Source organism: Caballeronia sp. LZ035, assembly GCF_031451175.1.
GTDB lineage: Bacteria > Pseudomonadota > Gammaproteobacteria > Burkholderiales > Burkholderiaceae > Caballeronia.
This window is the reverse complement of sequence record NZ_JARUXS010000001.1, coordinates 2,706,811-2,724,529: the sequence shown is the minus strand read 5'-3', so window position 1 is coordinate 2,724,529 and position 17,719 is coordinate 2,706,811. Positions and strand designations below refer to the sequence as shown.

Sequence of the window (17,719 nt, the reverse complement as noted above, 5' to 3'; positions counted from 1 at the left end):
TTCGGCCTGCACGCCAAGCGCTTGTTTTCGCTAGGGAAAGCACGGAGATTTGCGACAGACGGCGCTTTTGGGGGAGGCCTGGAGCGGCGCGTGCATCATGCTTCTGCACTCAGCATGCGCGGTCCGTTTCGAGGGAGGTTCGCGACGCGCGCCGCGCCGTAGCAGAAGCCCGGAACGGCACGCACATCGCGCTTTTGCACACAGCGTTCGCCGTCCACGTCGAGGGAAATACGCGACGCGCGCTGCGCCGTAGCAAAAGCTCGGAACAGCGCGCGCATCGCGCTTCTACACGCAGCGTCCGCCGTCCACTTCGAGGGCGATGCCGGTGATGAACTCGGCTTCATCGGACGCGAGATAAAGCGCCGCGTTGGCGATGTCCTGCGGCGTCGAGAATCGGCCGAGCGGAATGGTGGCGAGGAACTTGCGGCGATTCTCCGGCGTGTCCTCCATGCCCATGAACTCGGAGAGCAGCGCGGTTTCGCCGATCACCGGATTGATGCAGTTCACGCGGATGCGGTCCGGGCCCAGCTCCACCGCAAGCGCCTTGCTGGCGATGATCACCGCCGCCTTGCTGCCGTTGTACCAGACGAGCCCGGGACGCGGCCGCACGCCCGCCGTCGATGCCACGTTGATGAAGGCGCCGCCGCCCTGCTCGCGAAAGTACGGCACGAACTGCTCGACGCTCCAGTAGATGCTCTTCACGTTGACGGCGTAGACGCGGTCGAACTCGGCTTCGGTGACGTCGAGCACGGGCTTGTTGCGATGCGTGGTGCCCGCGTTGTTGACGACGACCTGCACGCTGCCGAAGTCCTGAATGGCCGCGTCGTGCAGCGCCTGCCAGTCCTGCCGTTTCGTCACGTCGCCCTGCACGGCGATCGCCCGGCCATGCGCGCCCGCCAGCGACGGCGTCAACGCAATCTCGCTTGCCACGCGTTCGGCGGCGGGACCGTTGAGGTCGTTGATGACCACGTTCGCGCCTTCGCGCGCGAACGTCTTCGCGATGCCTTCGCCGAAGCCCGAGCCGCCGCCCGTCACGATCACTGTCTTGCCTTGCAGTCGCATGTCCTTGTCTCCCGATGTGAACCCTGCAAAGGATGCAGCCCTCAACCGTGCCTGATCGCGATGGTCTTCAACGTCGTGAAGCCATACAGCGCCTCGAAGCCTTTCTCGCGGCCATGTCCCGAATGCTTCACGCCGCCGAACGGCAACTCGATACCGCCGCCCGCGCCATAGTTGTTGATGAACACCTGACCCGAGCGCACGCGCCGCGCAAGTCGCATCTGGCGCGCGCCGTCGCGGGTCCAGATGCCGGCCACGAGACCATAGTCGGTGCCGTTGGCGAGCCGGAGCGCATCGGCTTCATCGTCGAAGGGCATCGCGGCCAGCACCGGGCCGAACACTTCCTCGCGCGCGAGGCGGTGGCTCGGCGGGACGTCGCGCAGCAGCGTCGGCGCCTGATAGAAGCCGGCCTCCGGCGCGTCGCCGACCACTTCTCCGTGCGCGGCCATCGCGATGCCGTCGTGCTGTGCATCGGAGAGAAAATCCCACACGCGCTGTTGCTGCTTCGCGCTGATCAGCGGACCGCAGTCGAGATCGAGCTTGCTCGGCCCGACCCGCAGCGCCGCGAAGGCCTGCGCCAGCCGGTCGAGCAGCGGCTCGTAGGCCGCCCGCTCGATCAGCACGCGGCTGCCCGCCGAACACGTCTGGCCGGCGTTCTGCACGATCGCGGCGACGAGCACGGGCAGCGCGGCGTCGAAATCGGCGTCGGCGAAGACGATCTGCGGCGACTTGCCGCCCAGTTCCAGCGTGACGGGCACATGGTTGTCGGCGGCCATCTTCGTGACGGCCGCGCCGGTCGCGGGCGAGCCGGTGAAGGAAATGTGATCGATGCCCGGATGCCGCGCGAGCGCCGCGCCGGCCTCGTGTCCGTAGCCGGTGACGATGTTCAGCGCGCCGTCCGGCAAGCCCGCTTCCGCCGCCAGTTCCGCCACGCGCAGCAGCGACAGGCACGCGTCCTCCGCCGGCTTCACGACGCACGCGTTGCCCGTCGCGAGCGCCGCGCCGACGCTGCGCCCGAAGATCTGCAGCGGATAGTTCCACGGCACGATGTGCCCGGTGACGCCATGCGCCTCGCGGATCGTCAGCACGGTGTAGCCGGACTGATAGGGCAGGGTTTCGCCGTGCAGCTTGTCGGCGGCGCCGGCGTAGAACTCGAAATAACGCGCGATGCCGGTGACGTCGGCGCGCGCCTGCTTGAGCGGCTTGCCGGTGTCGCGCGCCTCGATTTGCGCGATCTCCTCGTGGCAGGTGGCAATCAACATGGACAGCCGCGCGAGGATGCGGCCGCGTTCGGCGGCGCTCATCGCGCCCCACGGACCTTCGTAGGCGGCGCGGGCGGCGGCCACGGCGCGGTCGATGTCGGCGGGCGTGCCGCGCGCGATCTGCGCGAAGATCTGGCCGTCGGACGGATCGACCACGGGAATCGTCTCGCCGACCGACGGCGCGACAAAGCGGTTGTTGATGAAATGCTTCGCTTCTTCCATGCGTGTCTCCCGATGGGTGTTCGTGTCGTGAATGGAATTCGATGCTTCCTGCAACGCCGTAACCGATTATCGCGCCAACCCGGACCGGCCGGGCCGCGATGCCCGATTGGCTATAATGAGGCGATCACACGCCGCCATGCGCGGCCATGTGCGGCAAGCGGGGCAGTCCGTGCTCCCGGCCGCCCGTGCGATTCCCGCATTTTCCTTTTTGCGACCTCAACTTCTCCAGAGAGTGCTCATGAGCTTCAACAACGTACCTCCCGGCAAGGACCTTCCGCAGGATTTCAACGTCATCATCGAGATTCCCGCGCAAAGCGATCCGGTCAAATATGAAGCCGACAAGGACATGGGCCTGCTCGTCGTCGACCGTTTCGTCGGCACCGGCATGCGCTACCCGGTGAACTACGGTTTCATTCCGCAGACGCTGTCGGGCGACGGCGATCCCGTCGACGTGCTGGTCATCACGCCGTTCCCGCTGCTGGCCGGTTCCGTGGTCCGCTCGCGCGCGCTGGGCATGCTGAAGATGACCGACGAATCCGGCGTCGACGCCAAGCTGCTCGCCGTGCCGCACGACAAGGTCTGCCCGATGACGGCGAACATCAAGTCGATCGAAGACGTGCCTGAATATCTGCGCGATCAGATCAAGCACTTTTTCGAGAACTACAAGGCGCTCGAAAAGGGCAAGTGGGTGAAGGTCGAAGGCTGGGACGGCATCGAAGCCGCTCACAAGGAAATCACGGAAGGCATCGCGAACTACGGCAAGTAAGCGCGCTTCCCGCATGAAACGACGGCCGGCGCCTCATCTGCGCCGGCCGTCTGCATTTCAGGCGTCGTCGTCGAGATCGACGGTCGCCTCGGCGCACGGCACCACCGAGGCCAGCGTGCGCCCGCCCGCGATCAATTCGCGCTTCTGCCGCGGCGTCAGCCGCTTGACGAAGTATTCCGCGCGCGACGCTTCCGAGCGCCCCGTCAGTTCGAACGACGCCATCACGCGCAGCGGCTTTCTTGCCCGCGTATAGCGCGCGCCCTTGCCGCTCAGGTGCGCGGCGAAACGCGCTTCGACGTCGGTGGCGATGCCGGTGTAGAGACTGCCGTCAGCGCATTCGATCAGATACAGGAACCAGGGCATTGCGTTCGCCGGGCGGGAGGGTGTGTGCCGCGCATTATGGCTGAAAGCATCGGGGCGGGGCGCTGCAACGCTCGAGCCGGCTTCGGCGAGGCGTGGCGAGTTGCGCGAGAATAGCCGCTTTCGGGCGCGCGCGGCCGCGTGGCGCGCGTTCATCGATATTCCAGCGAGGTAGCCTGTTGAATCGCGAAGTCGAAATTCATGTGGTCGATACGCTCGAAGACATCCCGGCGGACGACTGGAACCGGCTCGCCGGCGACAATCCGTTCGTGCGCCACGCGTTCATTGCCGCGTTGCAGGACACCGGCTGCGCAGTCAAGCGCACCGGCTGGCGCGCGCATCATCTGTTGCTGAAGCGTGGCGACACCCTCGCGGGCGTCATGCCGCTGTATCTCAAGTCGCACTCGCGCGGCGAATATGTGTTCGATCACGCCTGGGCCGACGCCTTCGAGCGCCACGGCCTGCGCTATTACCCGAAGGCGCTGTCCGCGGTGCCGTTCTCGCCGGTGACGGGGCCGCGCCTGATCGCGGCGCATCACGACGAACGCGTGATGCTGGCGCGCGGTGCGATCGAACTGACACGGCAGCTCGAACTCTCCTCGTTGCATGTGCTGTTTCCGCAAGCGCAAGACGTCGAGGCGCTCACCGACGCGGGCTACATGCTGCGCGAAGGCGTGCAGTTCCACTGGGAGAACGCGCCCGGCGATGGCTACGCAGACTTCGACGCGTTCCTCGCGACGATGAGCCACGACAAGCGCAAGAAGGTCAAGCAGGACCGCCGCCGCGTGACGGAGGCGGGCGTCACGTACACCTGGTTGCGCGGCGCGCAGATCGATCAGGGCGCGCTCGACTTCTTCTACGACTGCTATGACAACACCTATCGCGAGCACTGGAACGCGCCGTATCTGACGCGCGAGTTCTTTGGGCGCATCCACGCCGACGCGCCCGACAGCATGTTGCTCGTGATCGCCGAAGCGGACGGCCAGCGGCTTGCGTGCGCGCTCAACATGATCGGCGGCGACACGATGTATGGCCGCTACTGGGGCACGCGCGAGTTCATCTCGGGACTGCATTTCGAGACCTGCTACATGCAGGGCATCGCGCATTGCATCGAGCATCGGCTGGCACGTTTTGAAGGCGGCGCGCAGGGCGTGCACAAGATGTCGCGCGGGATGCTGCCGACGCCCACGTGGTCCGCGCACTGGATCGCCGACCAGCGATTCGCGCATGCGATCTCGGAGTTTCTCGACGCCGAAACGGAAGCGATGACCCAGCACATCGAGGAGCTGGAGGCGCATACGCCGTTCAGAAAGAAGACCTGATGCGATAATCGGCCGGGCATACCGTGTCCGGCATCCCACCCGTTCAGATCACCATGAACAGAAACTTCTTCAACCTGTATAGCCACGACTTCGCGCGCGTCGCGGTCGGCGTTCCGGCCTGCAAAGTCGCGGATCCGGAATTCAACGCCGCGCAGACCCTCGAACTCGCGAGACAGGCGGCGGCGCGCGGCGCGGTGCTGGTCGCGTTCCCGGAACTCGGCCTTTCCGCCTATACGTGCGACGACCTGTTTCATCAGCGCGCATTGCTCGATGCCTGCGAAGACGCGTTGCAGACGCTGCTCGACGCCTCGAAGGGCCTCAATCTCGCGATGATCGTCGGCGCGCCGCTGCGCGTGGAGCACAAGCTGTTCAACTGCGCGATCGTCATCGCCGATGGCTTCATTCGCGGCGTCGTGCCGAAAAGCTATCTGCCGAACTACGGCGAGTTTTACGAGGCGCGCCAGTTCAGTCCCGCCGATGCCGCGACCACTACCACGCTCCGGCTGTGCGGCCAGGACGTGCCGTTTGGCGCGTCGCTGCTGTTCCAGATCAAGGACCTGCCGCTGTTCCGCTTTCATGTGGAAATTTGCGAGGACGTCTGGGTGCCGGTGCCGCCGTCGTGCTTCGCGGCGCTCGCGGGCGCGACCGTGCTCGTGAACCTGTCGGCGTCGAATATCGTGGTGGGCAAGTCGGCGTACCGGCATCAGCTCGTCAGCCAGCAGTCGGCGCGTTGCGTGGCGGCGTATCTCTATACGTCGGCGGGCGACGGCGAGTCATCCACCGATCTCGCCTGGGACGGCCAAGGCCTCATCTACGAAAACGGCGCGCTGCTGGCCGAGTCGGAGCGCTTCTCGCGCGACTCGCATCTGATCTTCGCCGATGTCGATCTCGAACGGCTCTCGCGCGAAAGGATGCGGCAGACCACCTTCGGCCGCTCGACCCAGCGGCATGCGGACGAAGTCGCGCGTTTCGACGTGATCGAATTTCCGCTCGCCATTCCCGCCGACAGCAAGCTGCCGCTCGACCGGCATGTCGAGCGCTTCCCCTACGTTCCGTCCGATGCCGCGCGTCGCGACGAACGCTGCAACGAGGTCTACAACATTCAGGTGCAGGCGTTGCTGCAACGCCTGCAGTCATCGGGGATGTCGAAGGTCGTGATCGGCATCTCGGGCGGACTCGATTCGACTCATGCACTGCTGGTGTGCGCGAAGGCGATGGACCGGCTCGGCCTGCCGCGCGCGAACATCCTCGCGTACACGATGCCGGGTTTCGCCACGAGCGAACGCACCTTGAGCCAGGCGCGCGAACTGATGAACGTGATCGGCTGCACGGCGCACGAAATCGACATCCGGCCGAGTTGCGTGCAGATGCTGTCCGACATCGGTCATCCGCACAGCACCGGCGCCGAGCAATACGACATCACCTATGAAAACGTGCAGGCCGGCGAGCGCACGAGTCATCTGTTCAGGCTCGCCAACTTCAATCAGGCGATTGTCATCGGCACGGGTGATCTGAGCGAGCTGGCACTGGGATGGTGCACCTATGGCGTCGGCGATCACATGTCGCATTACAACGTCAACGCCAGTGTGCCGAAGACGCTGATCACGCATCTGGTGCGCTGGGTGGCGGAGTCGGGACAGATCGGCAGCACCGGTAGCGACGTGCTCGAAAACGTCCTCGCCACCGACATCAGTCCGGAACTGATCCCCGGCAAGACGAGCGGCGTGGTGGAACAGAAGACCGAAAGCGTGATCGGCCCGTACGAGTTGCAGGACTTCAATCTGTACTACACGCTGCGTTTCGGCTTCGCGCCCACGAAAGTGGCGTTCCTCGCGCTGCATGCATGGCGCGACCGCGATGCCGGCACCTGGCCGGAAGGCCCCGCGGTGGTGCGCAATCAGTACGGCATCGGCGATATCCGCAAGAACCTGAAGATCTTTCTGGACCGCTTCTTCCGCATCAGCCAGTTCAAGCGGTCATGCGTGCCGAATGCGCCGAAGGTCGGCTCGGGCGGCTCGCTTTCGCCGCGCGGCGACTGGCGCGCGCCCAGCGATTCGCAGGCCACCGTCTGGCTCAAGGACCTGGAGCGCGTGCCTGTCACCGAATAGCGGGCGACGCGTTTTTGAAGACCGCGCGGTTTACCGGACCGCTTGCGCGATGAAACGCAGCTAGAATCGAAACCATCTGTCCCGCGCGGGACACGACCTCTTTCGAATCCATTGAACCGAACTCCCTGCGAGGCACGCCATGAAACGCATCACCGCCATCATCAAACCGTTCAAGCTCGACGAAGTGCGCGAAGCGCTCGCCGAAGTGGGCCTCACCGGCCTCACGGTCACGGAAGTGAAGGGCTTCGGCCGTCAGAAGGGTCATACGGAGCTCTATCGCGGTGCAGAGTACGTCGTGGACTTCCTGCCGAAAGTGAAGATCGAAGTGGTCGTCGCGAACGACCAGACCGACCAGGTCATCGACGCGATCATCGGCGCCGCGCGCACCGGCAAGATCGGCGACGGCAAGATTTTTGTCGCCGAAGTCGAACGCGTGATCCGTATCCGCACCGGCGAGGAAAACGAAGCGGCAGTCTGAGCGCCGCAGGTCTTCTGCCTGGTTTCAGGGCTCGCCGTTCGTGCGAGCTCTTCTTCAGCCGTTCGGCGCACGCGTGGCCGAACGCGCGCCGTCTTCCGCTGGTTTTCCGCCGTTCATCCCAATTTATTGCCCAAGCGCAGGATTTCACGGTCCGTGCGGTAACATCGGTGATCGATTACATATTTGAAAGGGTTTGCTGAATGCATCATGCGATCGGATTCATTCAGGATCTCGCGGTGATCATGGCCATCGCGGGTGTCGTGACGGTGCTGTTCCACCGCATGCGGCAGCCGGTCGTGCTCGGTTACATCGTGGCGGGCGTGATCATCGGGCCGTACACGCCGCCGTTCAATCTGATTCACGACGAAGCCACCATCCAGACGCTCGGCGAGCTCGGCGTGGTCTTCCTGATGTTCTCGCTCGGGCTCGAGTTCAGTCTGCGCAAGCTGTTCAAGGTCGGTGCAACGGCATTCGTCGCGGCGCTCTCGGAAATCGTGCTGATGATCTGGATCGGCTACGAGATCGGCCGCTGGTTCGGCTGGAACGCGATGGACTCGCTGTTCCTCGGCGCGATGCTCGCCATCTCGTCGACCACCATCATCGTGAAGGCGCTGTCCGAGCTGAACATGAAACGCGAGGGCTTTGCGCAGCTCGTGTTCGGCATTCTGATCGTCGAGGATATTCTCGCCATTGCCATGCTCGTGCTGCTGTCGGGCATCGCGCAGACGGGTTCGGTGAGCGCCGGCATCGCGTTCGTGACGCTCGGCAAGCTGCTGTTGTTCATGACGGTGTCGCTCGTGGTCGGCATCCTGACGGTGCCGCGCGCGCTCAACTACGTGGCGCGCGCGAAGAGCGACGAGATGCTGCTCGTCACCGTGCTCGGCTTCTGTTTCGGCTTCTGCCTGCTGGTCGTGAAGCTGGATTATTCGATCGCGCTCGGCGCCTTCCTGATCGGCGCGATCATGGCGGAGTCGAAGCATCTCGCGCGTATCGAGCATCTGATCGCGCCGGTGCGCGACATGTTCTCCGCCATCTTCTTCGTCACCATCGGCCTGCTGCTGAACCCGACCGTGCTGGTCGACTACGCATGGCCCATCGCCGTCATCACGGTCGCGGTGGTATTCGGCAAGATCATCTCGTGCGGGCTCGGCACCTTCCTCGCGGGCAAGGACGGCCGCACGTCGATGCGCGTCGGCATGAGCGTCGCGCAGATTGGCGAGTTCTCGTTCATCATCGCGTCGCTCGGGTTGTCGCTCAAGGTGACGAGCGGCTTCCTGTATCCGATCGCGGTAGCCGTGTCCGCGCTCACCACGCTGTTCACGCCCTATCTGATCCGCGCCGCCGACCCGTTGACGATGCGCGTCGCCCGCGCGATGCCCGCACCGCTGTCGAACACGTTCGGGCTGTACTCGCAATGGCTCGCGAGCCTCACGACCGGCTCCGGCGGCCCGACGCTGTTCTCGATGACCAAGCGCATCGTGTTGCAGATCGCGGTCAATCTCGCGCTCGTCGCGGCGATTTTTATCAGCGCGTCGTATGCGGCGCCCTTTGCGTTCGCGCAGCTCGCACGCTGGCTCGACTCCGACAATGCGCGGCGCGTCGTGCTGTGGAGCGCGGCGCTGGTGGTGGCGCTGCCGTTTCTGGTCGCGGTGTATCGCAAGCTCGAATCGCTCGCGCTGCTGCTGGCCGAAGTGAGCGTGCAGCCGGCCAAGGCGGGGCGCTTCACGCGCGCGATCCGCTCGGCGATCTCGGGGCTGATTCCGATCGTCGCGATGTTCGGCGTGTTCCTGCTGGTGGCCGCGTTGTCAGGCGCGATCCTGCCGCCGTTCGGGCTGATGATCGCCGTGTTGTTGTGCGCGGCGCTCCTGCTGACGGTGCTGTGGCGCTGGTGCGTGAAGATTCACGCGACGATGCAGATCGCCCTGCGCGAGACCTTCGAGGAACCGCGCGAACACTGATGCGGGATCGCTCCGGCGGAGTATTACCGCGTTCCGCGAGAATGTGAGTCAATGTGACCAATTGTGTGCCGGTTTGCGGCAGATCGTCCGCAGGCGGATAATTGGGGCTTGTCCATTCTTTCAAGGCGCGCGGGCGTCCGACATCGGAATGAGCGATAACAACACCTCCAAAGGCAGCAACACTCCCGACGGCCGCACGAGCGGCGCGGGTTCTTCAACGGCGGGGAGTGCGCAGCACGACGCGCCGCGCGGCGCGAATCCCACGGCGCCGCCGGAAGCCGCGGCCGCCGCCGCAGCGCCTGGGCCGGCGGCGAGCGCGACCGAACGCGCGTCGACGGATGCGCCTTCCAGCGCGGCGAACGTCGAACCCGTCGATACCCAGCAGGCCCGCCGCGATGACGCGCAGCAGGCCGCAAGCGACGCCCGCGAATCGGCGGCTCGCGCCACCGCCGCGCAGGCGGCCGCGATTCCCGTGAAACCTGCACCCGCGGATTCCAGGTCGAGTCTCGCGCAGAACCTCGAAGCGGCGACCGAGGCAGAAGCGGAAGCCGAAATCACACGCACCACGAACGCCCAGTCCGCGGCGTCGGACTCTCCCACCGGCCGCACCGCGCCGCCGGCCACAGCCGGTTTCCCCTCCGGCATCGCCGAAGCGCCGGATTTCGGCAAGCTCAACGTTCCGCACGTGGCCGAAGCGGCCCCCGTGCCGCCGCAGCCTGCGTATCTGAAGCAGTCGGATTCGGCGTGGTCGGTGTTTGGACGCATCATCGCGGCGCGCGCGCGCCAGATCTTCGACCGGGCAGGGCAACGTGTCACGCAGCGCACCTTGCGCATCGGCGTGTCGGCACGGATCTTTCACCCGGAGCCCGGCGCCAAGGGGCTGCGCGGCAAGACGCTGCAATACCTGGAGGAATCCATCGCCCATTGGGTGATGTCGCGCGACGTGCTGGTCTTCATGATTCCGACCGTCGGCAACCAGGGCATGCTGCATACGAGCAATATCCGTCTGCGCGACTACGCGAAGCATCTCGACGGCCTGCTGCTGCAAGGCGGCGCCGACGTCTCGCCGCAATCCTACGAGGAAGTCACGACGCGTCCCGAATGGCCCGGCGACCGCGTGCGCGACATGTACGAGCTCGAACTGCTGCATGAGTTCGTCGAGTCGGGCAAGCCGGTGCTGGGCGTGTGCCGGGGTTGCCAGCTGATCAACGTGGCATTCGGCGGCACGCTCTACGGCGATATCGCCACCGATGTCCCGATGGCCGGCGTGCACGTCAGCGAGCAGTACGACCAGCATCGGCACGCCATCCGTTTTCCGGACGGCTCGACGCTCGCCAACATGTTCCCGAACCAGCGCGACGCTCTCGTCAATTCGATCCACCACCAAGCGGTGCGAACGCTCGGCCGCGACCTGAACATCGAGGCGGTGTCGGCGTCGGACGGCATCATCGAAGCGGTGCGCTATCGCCGGGCGCCATTTGTCGTGGGCGTGCAGTGGCATCCGGAGTTTCATCGCGCAGGCGGCGCGGAATTGCTCGATTGCACGCCGCTACTCGATACTTTCCTGCGCGTGGCGCGGGAAACGCGCTTCTGAGCCGGCGCAACGGTTTCAATGTTGCCAGGCAAGGCCCGCTTCAATCGAGCGGGCCTTGTGCTTTTTCAGACGCGGAAGCGGACGTTCAGTCCGCCGCCTTATCCGACCATCGACGCGCCGCCGCCGTATTCGACGTGCCGAGCCCGGCTTCCGTCGCGCGCTGCAACTGGTCCACCTGCATCTGCAATGCGCGCAACTTGCGTTCGGCGTCGAGCTTGTCGCTCTGCAAGGTCGCGGCTTCGACCTGCAATTGCTGCTGACGCTGCGACACCTGCGAGTCCTGCTGTTGCGTGAGCGCGAGATCGGTGGAAAGCCGGTTCGCGCGATCCGCCGACTTGGCGATCACCCGGTCGAGCAACGCCTTTTGCGCCGTCAGCTGGATGCGGCGGATTTCGCCCTCCGCAAGCGAGAAGCTCTTGCGCGCGAACTCGGCATAGACGGAATCGGCGCGCCCCGCGTCCTGCGTCTTCACCACGCGCCACCAGCGGTCGTCCTGCGACAACGCCACGTAGTACAGCATCTCCTGCGCAAGGAAGAAGAGCTTCGCGCCGTAGCTGCCATTGCGGGTGGCGCGCAGTTCGGTGAGGCTTCCTGCCTGCACCAGGCTCTGCAGTTCGGCGATGTTGCCTTCGGCACGCGGCGCACGCGGATCGCTGGCCGGGCTGGAAGCATCGTCGGCCGTGTCGTCTGCGTTGCGGGTGTCCGGGCTCGGCCGCGGCGCAGTGGGCGCGCTTCTGGGCGGGCTCGAAGCAGCGGACGCAAGCGCGAACGGCGCGAGCGTCCCGCAGAGGAGGAGGGACAGCGCAAGCGTGAGCGTCGTGTGACGGATGGGTCTCGATGACTTCATGTTGGCGTTCGGGCCGAAAAGGTTGATCGGACGGGTTCGCTGCGTTCTGACGTGCATCCCGGGCGGTTCTGTCGGTCGCGGTTAATCCGCCGCTGCGCCTCCCTCGCCGGCATCGCTTTGCGCATTGCTGTCGAGCGTCGGCGAGTGCTGCAGCAAGGCATAGAGCGCGTGCACATTCATCGGGTCGGGTCGGGCGGACTTCACTCGCGCTGTCTTGCGATGTAATTCCGTGCGCTCATGCCGCGAACGATTCGCTGTGGCGGCACGCGCCTGATCTACCTCCGGTGCGACGACGGTGTGGCCGGGAACCGTTGGCGGCTGGTCTTGTGGCGTGGGCCCGGAGACGTCGGCGAGCGCTTCGGGTTCAGTCGAGCGTGCAGCGGCGGCAACGGGTGGCTCGACCGCCACCGGCGGTGCAAGGGCGGAAGGAGTGGGCGGTTTCCCGGCCGGCCCGGATCGCGCGGCTTCCGTGAAAGGGACCACTGGCTGAACACCCGGCACGCCCGGCACGCCCGGCTCGTTGCCGAACAGAAGCCACAGCAACAGCAGCGTGCCGACGGAGATCGCCACGCCGGTCAGGATCTGCGTGAGGCGCGACATGCCCCGGCGCGCCGCCCCCAACCCTGCATGGATCGGCGCGCTCAGGCGCAGCGGATCCACCGGCGCTTCGTCCGCGCGCGCGCGGGCGCGATGGCTGTCGAGCAGGTCCAGGATGGCGCGCGGCAGTTCGCCGTGCGCGAACACGCTCCACAGGCTCACCGCGCGATAACGCGCAGTGGAATCGGACAGACGGAAGGCCGGCAGATAGGCGGTCTTGAACCGTGCCGCGTACAGCGCGATTTCGAACGGCGACTGGACCGGACGCGCGCGGGCAAGCGCCCATTCCATTCCGACGCCCAGCGCAAGGCCCGACAGCGGGCGCACCGTCGGCAGACGCAGTTCGCCTTCCACAACGATCAACGGTTCGCTCATCGAGATTCCACAGACATGCGCCGCACGCGGGCAGCAGCGGAATGCATCGACCCTGATGGCGCGGAAACGGTCTCGTCGCGCGGGCGGACAAGCCGAATTTTCGACCGGCAATCATACGAAACGGTTTTCTTTCCCGCGACCAGAGCATTCCTAATTTCGCTGGCGTTGGTTGAAAAAACGCGAGCGTTTCGGCGTGTGGCGCCGCGGGGCTCAGTCGAGCGGGAAAACGTAACGCAAGCAGAACAGGTCGATGCCTGCCATGTGGTCGGCTTCGCGCGCCTCGCGTCGCCAGCCGCGCGATTCGTAGAAGCCGATGGCCGCCGCATTCTCCTCCAGCACGGACAGGTGCAGTTGCCGCGCGCCGCGCTCGCGCGCCCAGCGGTTGGCTTCGGCGAGCATCGCGGTGCCGGCGCCGAGGCCCTTGTGCCCCGGCAGCGCGTGCAGGTTGTCGACCAGCACGCTGCCGTGTTCGTCGGGTTCGATCAGACAGGTGAAGCCGACCGCCTCGTCCTCATGCAGGGCGATGACCACGCGCCCCGCGCCTCGAGCCAGTTCCGGCAGGCGCGCGGCCCAGTGCGCGGCACGTTCCGCGTGGATGTCGCGATCGAGATAGCGGTCCGGCAGGATGCCGCGGTACGCCGATACCCAACTGCGCACGTGCATCGACACGATAAGGTCGCGGTCGCCGGAAGTGGCGTCGCGCAGGACGAGCCGCGTGCCGGACATCTCGATTGTCGGTTTTACGTTAGGCATATGTAAGCTAATTTTAATGAAATTTGAACGAAATTAGACGCTGTTCTATGCAGCCGTCGAGGCGCAGGCGTTAAGATTGAGGTCGCCGCAACCATAACAACGAAGCCTGTTCCTCCCGGTCAGCACGGCGCGCCGCCATCCGTTCAAGTACGGATTTTGCGCAGGTCGCTGAACCGCGCACCGCGAGGCCCGTCGCGCTCATCTCACGATTGTCGAGAACGTTCATGTCCACAGCCCACGTCGCTCCAGCCAACGAATCAAAGTTCAAGTCGGTGTTTCGCGTCGTCAGCGGAAACTTCCTCGAAATGTATGACTTCATGGTCTACGGCTATTACGCCTCGGCGATCGCCAAGACCTATTTTCCGAGCGGCAACGAGTTCGCCTCGCTGATGCTGGCGCTTTCCGTATTCGGGGCGGGTTTCCTGATGCGTCCGTTCGGCGCCATCGTGCTCGGCGCGTACATCGACCATCATGGCCGCCGCAAAGGCCTGATCCTGACGCTCGGGCTGATGGCGGTCGGCACTGCCTGCGTCGCGCTGGTGCCGGGCTATGCCACCATCGGCGCACTGGCGCCGATCATCGTGCTCGGCGGGCGTCTGCTGCAAGGCTTCTCGGCCGGTGTGGAACTGGGCGGGGTGTCGGTGTACCTGTCCGAGATCGCGACCAAGGGCAACAAGGGCTTCTATTGCTCCTGGCAGTCCGGCAGCCAGCAGGTCGCGGTGGTGTTCGCCGCGCTCATCGGCGTGATCATGAACCGGCTGCTGCCCGCCGACCAGATGACCGCATGGGGCTGGCGCGTGCCGTTCCTGATCGGCTGCCTGATCGTGCCGTTCCTGTTCATCATTCGCCGTTCGCTGCGTGAAACGGATGAGTTCCTCGCGCGCAAGCATCGTCCGAGCATGGGCCAGATCGCCCGCTCGATCGCGCAGAACTGGGGCATCGTGCTGGCCGGCATGGGCATGGTCATCATGACCACCGTGTCGTTCTACATGATCACCGCCTACACGCCGACCTTCGGCAAGGAAGTGCTGAAGCTCTCGTCGGTCGATGCGCTCGTCGTGACCGTGTGCGTCGGTATCTCGAACCTGGTCTGGCTGCCGGTGATGGGCGCGCTGTCGGATCGCGTGGGCCGCCGGCCGGTGCTGCTGGTGTTCACGATCCTGACCATTCTCACGTCGTATCCGATCGTGCAATGGCTGGTCGCGGATCCGTCCTTCATGCGCCTCTTGCTGTGCGAACTGTGGCTCTCGTTCCTGTACGGCAGCTACAACGGCGCAATGGTCGTCGCGCTCACCGAAGTCATGCCGGTCGAAGTGCGCACCACGGGCTTCTCGATGGCCTATAGCCTCGCGACGACCATCGGCGGCTTCACGCCGGCCATCTCCACGTATTTGATCCATGCCACCGGCAACAAGGCCGCGCCGGGTCTGTGGATGGGACTCGCCGCCGTGTGCGGGCTGATCGCGACCTGCGTGCTGTATCGCTCGCCGGAGGCGCGCAATCAGTACAAGACGGCTTGAGTGCAGTCAGGGCGCGAGCCACTGGCCGCGCCAGCTTCCTTCGTCGAAGTGAAGGCGCGCCCGGACGTGTCCTTCCGGCGCCAAGTGCAGATAGTCGATCCCTGACACGGTAATCTCGATCAGGCAGAAATGTTCGAAGCCGTCCGTCGCAGCGGAGTTTGGATGCGCTTCGGCGGGCGTGGACACCGGCGCGCCGGGCGCGAACGGGGTGCGATACACAATCAGCGTGCGCGGCCGGCTGGCTTCCCATATCGGCCGCGTGTCGCGTGGATCCTCGATGATGCGCGCCGTGCCCGTCAGCCGCAGTTGCTTTCCAGCCTCCATGTCGCAACCGATGATCGCAATACGCGCATCGCGTCGCAACTCGGCGACTTTCGTCGAACGCAAGTCGGTGTGAAACATGAGCGAGCGCTGTTCGCGACAGGTGCGCCGCAACACCACGGTGCGCACGGCGGGCGCACCGTCCAGCCCGTGCGTCGCAGCCTGGAGCATCGTGAAGGGCGAGCGCTGCGCGCCGGCGTTCGCACCGGAGTCGAGCAGGGTCCAGACTTCGTCGAGAATCTCATCCATGGCTGATCTTTCGGTGCGTGGTCAGTCCCGCAGCGCCACCGCTACGTCTTCGATCACCTCGCGCCATGCGCCCGGCGTCCGCTGGCGCACCAGCCGCGCGGCGGGATACCACGGACAGCGGTCGGAATCGATGCCCCAGCGCCAGTCGGCGGCATGCGCCAGCATCACCCACAGTGGCTTGCCGAGCACGCCCGCGAGGTGGGCCACCGACGTATCGACGGACACCACCGCATCCAGCCGGTCGACGATCGCGCCCGTGTCGGCGAAATTCTCCAGGCGTCCTTCGAAGCCGTGAATGGCCTTCGCATTCGGATGCGCGCGCAGCACGGCGCGCTCATGCGGGGTGAGGAACGGCTGCAACACGATCCAGTCGACATCCGCGAGCGCGAGCAGCGGCGCGAGCGCTTCCACGGGCGCCGAGCGCGTTTCGCCCGGCTGCATGCGTCCCGACCACGCAATGCCGATCTTGCGCTTGTGCTGCCCGCCGAGCGACCCGCGCCATTTGCGCCGGTAGTCCGCCGGCACGACGAGATAAGGCGTGCGCGCCGGCACCGCATCCGGCGACGCGACGCCGAGCGCATGCGGCAGGCTCAGCAGCGGACAGAAGGCATCCGCGCGTGATGGCGTGTCGTCGGCGCGGCTTTTCAACTCGACGCGCGCGGCCTTCGCCGCGGGCGCCAACAGCGCCACGAGCGCGGGCTGCACCTCCAGCACGAGCCTGCCGACGCGCTGCGCCGCGTACGGCGCGAAACGCACGAACTGCAGCGTGTCGCCGAAACCCTGTTCGGCGCGAACCAGCAGCGTGCGTCCCGGCATCGGCTCGCCGTGCCAGCGCGGCAGCGCCGGCGCGGGCTCGCTGCCGGCCGTCTCCAGACGCGCTTCGTAGGCCGGCAGGCCGCGTGCATAGTCGCCCGTTGCCAGCAACGCGAGCGCGCGGTTCAGTTGCGCCGCGGGCATGCTGGCGTCGAGCCGCAATGCCTGATCGAAGGCACGCAACGCCGCTTGATGCGCGCCGCGCGCCAGATGCGCATTGCCGAGCGACAGCCACGCGACGCCGTATTTCGGATCGAGTCCGACCGCGCGCTCGAAATGCGGCACGGCTTCCTCGTGACGCCCGAGGCGAGCAAGCGCATGACCCAGCCCGAAATGTCCGGGCGCGAAGCGCGGCTGCAAGCCGACTGCTTGCCGCAAGACGGGCAGCGCATCGGCGGGATTGCCGTTCGCATCCAGCAGATTGCCGAGATTGAAGTGCGCGGCGACGTAATTCGGCTCGACATCGAGCGCCGCGCGAAAGTGCTCGATGGCCCCGGGCGTGTCGCCGAGGGCATTCAGCGCCATGCCGAGATTGTTGTGCGCCCCCGCGTGGCGCGGCCGCAGGACGAGCGCGCGCCGGAACGCCTGCGCCGCGTCCTTGAAGCGCCGCAGCGCGGAGAGCGCGTTGCCGAAGTTGTTCCACGCGGCGGGGTCGTCGGGGCGCAGGCGCAGCGCCTTCTCGAAGGCATCGGCGGCGTCTTCATGACGGCCCGCCGCCGTGTAGGCGTTGCCCAGGTTGTACTGCGCGAGCGGAAAGCCGGGCGCGAGCGTCAGCGCATTGCGGAAACGCTCGATGGCGTCGTCGAGCCGGCCGAGCGCCTTCAGCGCGTTGCCGAGGTTCAGCTGCAGGCCCGCGTCGGTCGGGCGCAGGTCCACGGCGCGGCGCACGAGCTCGGCCGCCTCCGCGTGCTGGCCTTGCTGATGGCGCAGCACGCCGAGGTAGTGGAGCGCGTCGACGTGATGGGGTTCGGCGGCGAGCGCGGCTTGATAGTCGCGCTCCGCGTCGGTCAGGCGGCCGTCACGATGGGCCGCGAAACCGCGGGCAAAAACGGTGTCCATGACGGAAAAGAGACACAGGCCGGAAATACAAACCTCGTATTTTCCCACACCGGCGG

Annotated in this window: 15 protein-coding genes; 7 read left to right on the top strand and 8 right to left on the bottom strand. The window is 65.9% G+C overall.

The window, feature by feature from the left end; genetic code table 11:
* Positions 1-285: 285 nt before the first annotated feature.
* Both QCE88_RS12795 and QCE88_RS12790 read right to left on the bottom strand, forming a co-directional pair.
* Complete coding sequence (locus tag QCE88_RS12795) at positions 286-1,062, bottom strand: SDR family oxidoreductase (protein WP_309902356.1); 777 nt, start codon at positions 1,060-1,062, stop codon at positions 286-288.
* Between the two features lie 41 nt (positions 1,063-1,103).
* Positions 1,104-2,543: an aldehyde dehydrogenase family protein gene (locus QCE88_RS12790; protein WP_309902354.1), complete on the bottom strand. Its 1,440-nt coding sequence runs from the start codon at positions 2,541-2,543 to the stop codon at positions 1,104-1,106.
* 238 nt (positions 2,544-2,781) lie between these two features.
* On the opposite strand from QCE88_RS12790, the gene ppa reads away from it, so the two are divergent.
* Complete coding sequence (gene ppa / locus QCE88_RS12785; RefSeq protein WP_309903567.1) at positions 2,782-3,309, top strand: inorganic diphosphatase; 528 nt, start codon at positions 2,782-2,784, stop codon at positions 3,307-3,309.
* A gap of 57 nt (positions 3,310-3,366) precedes the next feature.
* On the opposite strand, the gene QCE88_RS12780 is transcribed toward ppa, so the two are convergent.
* Positions 3,367-3,672, bottom strand: a complete 306-nt coding sequence (locus QCE88_RS12780; RefSeq protein ID WP_309902352.1) for a GIY-YIG nuclease family protein — start codon at positions 3,670-3,672, stop codon at positions 3,367-3,369.
* Between the two features lie 176 nt (positions 3,673-3,848).
* Here QCE88_RS12780 and QCE88_RS12775 point away from each other — a divergent pair, with 176 nt between their 5' ends.
* The 5 genes from QCE88_RS12775 to QCE88_RS12755 all read left to right on the top strand — a co-directional run bounded on the left by QCE88_RS12775 (position 3,849) and on the right by QCE88_RS12755 (position 11,129).
* The gene (locus tag QCE88_RS12775; protein WP_309902350.1) at positions 3,849-4,991 is read left to right on the top strand and encodes a GNAT family N-acetyltransferase; all 1,143 of its coding nucleotides are present in this window, start codon (positions 3,849-3,851) and stop codon (positions 4,989-4,991) included.
* A gap of 53 nt (positions 4,992-5,044) precedes the next feature.
* The gene (locus tag QCE88_RS12770; RefSeq protein WP_309902348.1) at positions 5,045-7,099 is read left to right on the top strand and encodes an NAD(+) synthase; all 2,055 of its coding nucleotides are present in this window, start codon (positions 5,045-5,047) and stop codon (positions 7,097-7,099) included.
* A 139-nt stretch (positions 7,100-7,238) separates the two neighbouring features.
* A complete protein-coding gene (gene glnK / locus QCE88_RS12765) occupies positions 7,239-7,577 on the top strand; it encodes a P-II family nitrogen regulator (RefSeq protein WP_086969848.1) in 339 nt (112 codons plus the stop codon).
* 200 nt (positions 7,578-7,777) lie between these two features.
* Positions 7,778-9,535 carry a cation:proton antiporter gene (locus QCE88_RS12760; protein WP_309902345.1) on the top strand — a complete coding sequence of 586 codons (1,758 nt, stop codon included), beginning with the start codon at positions 7,778-7,780 and terminating at the stop codon, positions 9,533-9,535.
* 148 nt (positions 9,536-9,683) lie between these two features.
* Positions 9,684-11,129, top strand: a complete 1,446-nt coding sequence (locus QCE88_RS12755; protein ID WP_309902343.1) for a gamma-glutamyl-gamma-aminobutyrate hydrolase family protein — start codon at positions 9,684-9,686, stop codon at positions 11,127-11,129.
* An 85-nt stretch (positions 11,130-11,214) separates the two neighbouring features.
* Here QCE88_RS12755 and QCE88_RS12750 read toward each other — a convergent pair whose 3' ends face one another.
* From QCE88_RS12750 to QCE88_RS12740, 3 genes are all read right to left on the bottom strand, one after another.
* Entirely contained in the window at positions 11,215-11,976 is a 762-nt protein-coding gene (locus QCE88_RS12750) for a DUF2968 domain-containing protein (RefSeq protein ID WP_309902341.1), read from the bottom strand.
* A gap of 81 nt (positions 11,977-12,057) precedes the next feature.
* Positions 12,058-12,948 (bottom strand): hypothetical protein, encoded by an 891-nt coding sequence (locus tag QCE88_RS12745; RefSeq protein WP_309902339.1) that lies wholly within the window; start codon positions 12,946-12,948, stop codon positions 12,058-12,060.
* A gap of 210 nt (positions 12,949-13,158) precedes the next feature.
* Positions 13,159-13,674 carry a GNAT family N-acetyltransferase gene (locus tag QCE88_RS12740; protein ID WP_309902337.1) on the bottom strand — a complete coding sequence of 172 codons (516 nt, stop codon included), beginning with the start codon at positions 13,672-13,674 and terminating at the stop codon, positions 13,159-13,161.
* A 251-nt stretch (positions 13,675-13,925) separates the two neighbouring features.
* On the opposite strand from QCE88_RS12740, the gene QCE88_RS12735 reads away from it, so the two are divergent.
* Positions 13,926-15,221: an MFS transporter gene (locus QCE88_RS12735; RefSeq protein ID WP_309902335.1), complete on the top strand. Its 1,296-nt coding sequence runs from the start codon at positions 13,926-13,928 to the stop codon at positions 15,219-15,221.
* Between the two features lie 6 nt (positions 15,222-15,227).
* On the opposite strand, the gene QCE88_RS12730 is transcribed toward QCE88_RS12735, so the two are convergent.
* Both QCE88_RS12730 and QCE88_RS12725 read right to left on the bottom strand, forming a co-directional pair.
* Positions 15,228-15,791: a pyridoxamine 5'-phosphate oxidase family protein gene (locus tag QCE88_RS12730; RefSeq protein WP_309902333.1), complete on the bottom strand. Its 564-nt coding sequence runs from the start codon at positions 15,789-15,791 to the stop codon at positions 15,228-15,230.
* A 21-nt stretch (positions 15,792-15,812) separates the two neighbouring features.
* Positions 15,813-17,663, bottom strand: coding sequence for a tetratricopeptide repeat protein (locus QCE88_RS12725; protein ID WP_309902331.1), 1,851 nt, complete (start codon positions 17,661-17,663; stop codon positions 15,813-15,815).
* Positions 17,664-17,719 lie beyond the last annotated feature (56 nt).

Bases quoted from the DNA above. Each gene is read 5' to 3' on its own strand.
- QCE88_RS12795 (WP_309902356.1), bottom strand. From the start codon at position 1,062: ATGCGACTGCAAGGCAAGACAGTGATCGTGACGGGCGGCGGCTCGGGC.
- QCE88_RS12790 (WP_309902354.1), bottom strand. From the start codon at position 2,543: ATGGAAGAAGCGAAGCATTTCATCAACAACCGCTTTGTCGCGCCGTCG.
- ppa (WP_309903567.1), top strand. From the start codon at position 2,782: ATGAGCTTCAACAACGTACCTCCCGGCAAGGACCTTCCGCAGGATTTC.
- QCE88_RS12780 (WP_309902352.1), bottom strand. From the start codon at position 3,672: ATGCCCTGGTTCCTGTATCTGATCGAATGCGCTGACGGCAGTCTCTAC.
- QCE88_RS12770 (WP_309902348.1), top strand. From the start codon at position 5,045: ATGAACAGAAACTTCTTCAACCTGTATAGCCACGACTTCGCGCGCGTC.
- glnK (WP_086969848.1), top strand. From the start codon at position 7,239: ATGAAACGCATCACCGCCATCATCAAACCGTTCAAGCTCGACGAAGTG.
- QCE88_RS12760 (WP_309902345.1), top strand. From the start codon at position 7,778: ATGCATCATGCGATCGGATTCATTCAGGATCTCGCGGTGATCATGGCC.
- QCE88_RS12755 (WP_309902343.1), top strand. From the start codon at position 9,684: ATGAGCGATAACAACACCTCCAAAGGCAGCAACACTCCCGACGGCCGC.
- QCE88_RS12750 (WP_309902341.1), bottom strand. From the start codon at position 11,976: ATGAAGTCATCGAGACCCATCCGTCACACGACGCTCACGCTTGCGCTG.
- QCE88_RS12745 (WP_309902339.1), bottom strand. From the start codon at position 12,948: ATGAGCGAACCGTTGATCGTTGTGGAAGGCGAACTGCGTCTGCCGACG.
- QCE88_RS12740 (WP_309902337.1), bottom strand. From the start codon at position 13,674: ATGTCCGGCACGCGGCTCGTCCTGCGCGACGCCACTTCCGGCGACCGC.
- QCE88_RS12735 (WP_309902335.1), top strand. From the start codon at position 13,926: ATGTCCACAGCCCACGTCGCTCCAGCCAACGAATCAAAGTTCAAGTCG.
- QCE88_RS12730 (WP_309902333.1), bottom strand. From the start codon at position 15,791: ATGGATGAGATTCTCGACGAAGTCTGGACCCTGCTCGACTCCGGTGCG.
- QCE88_RS12725 (WP_309902331.1), bottom strand. From the start codon at position 17,663: ATGGACACCGTTTTTGCCCGCGGTTTCGCGGCCCATCGTGACGGCCGC.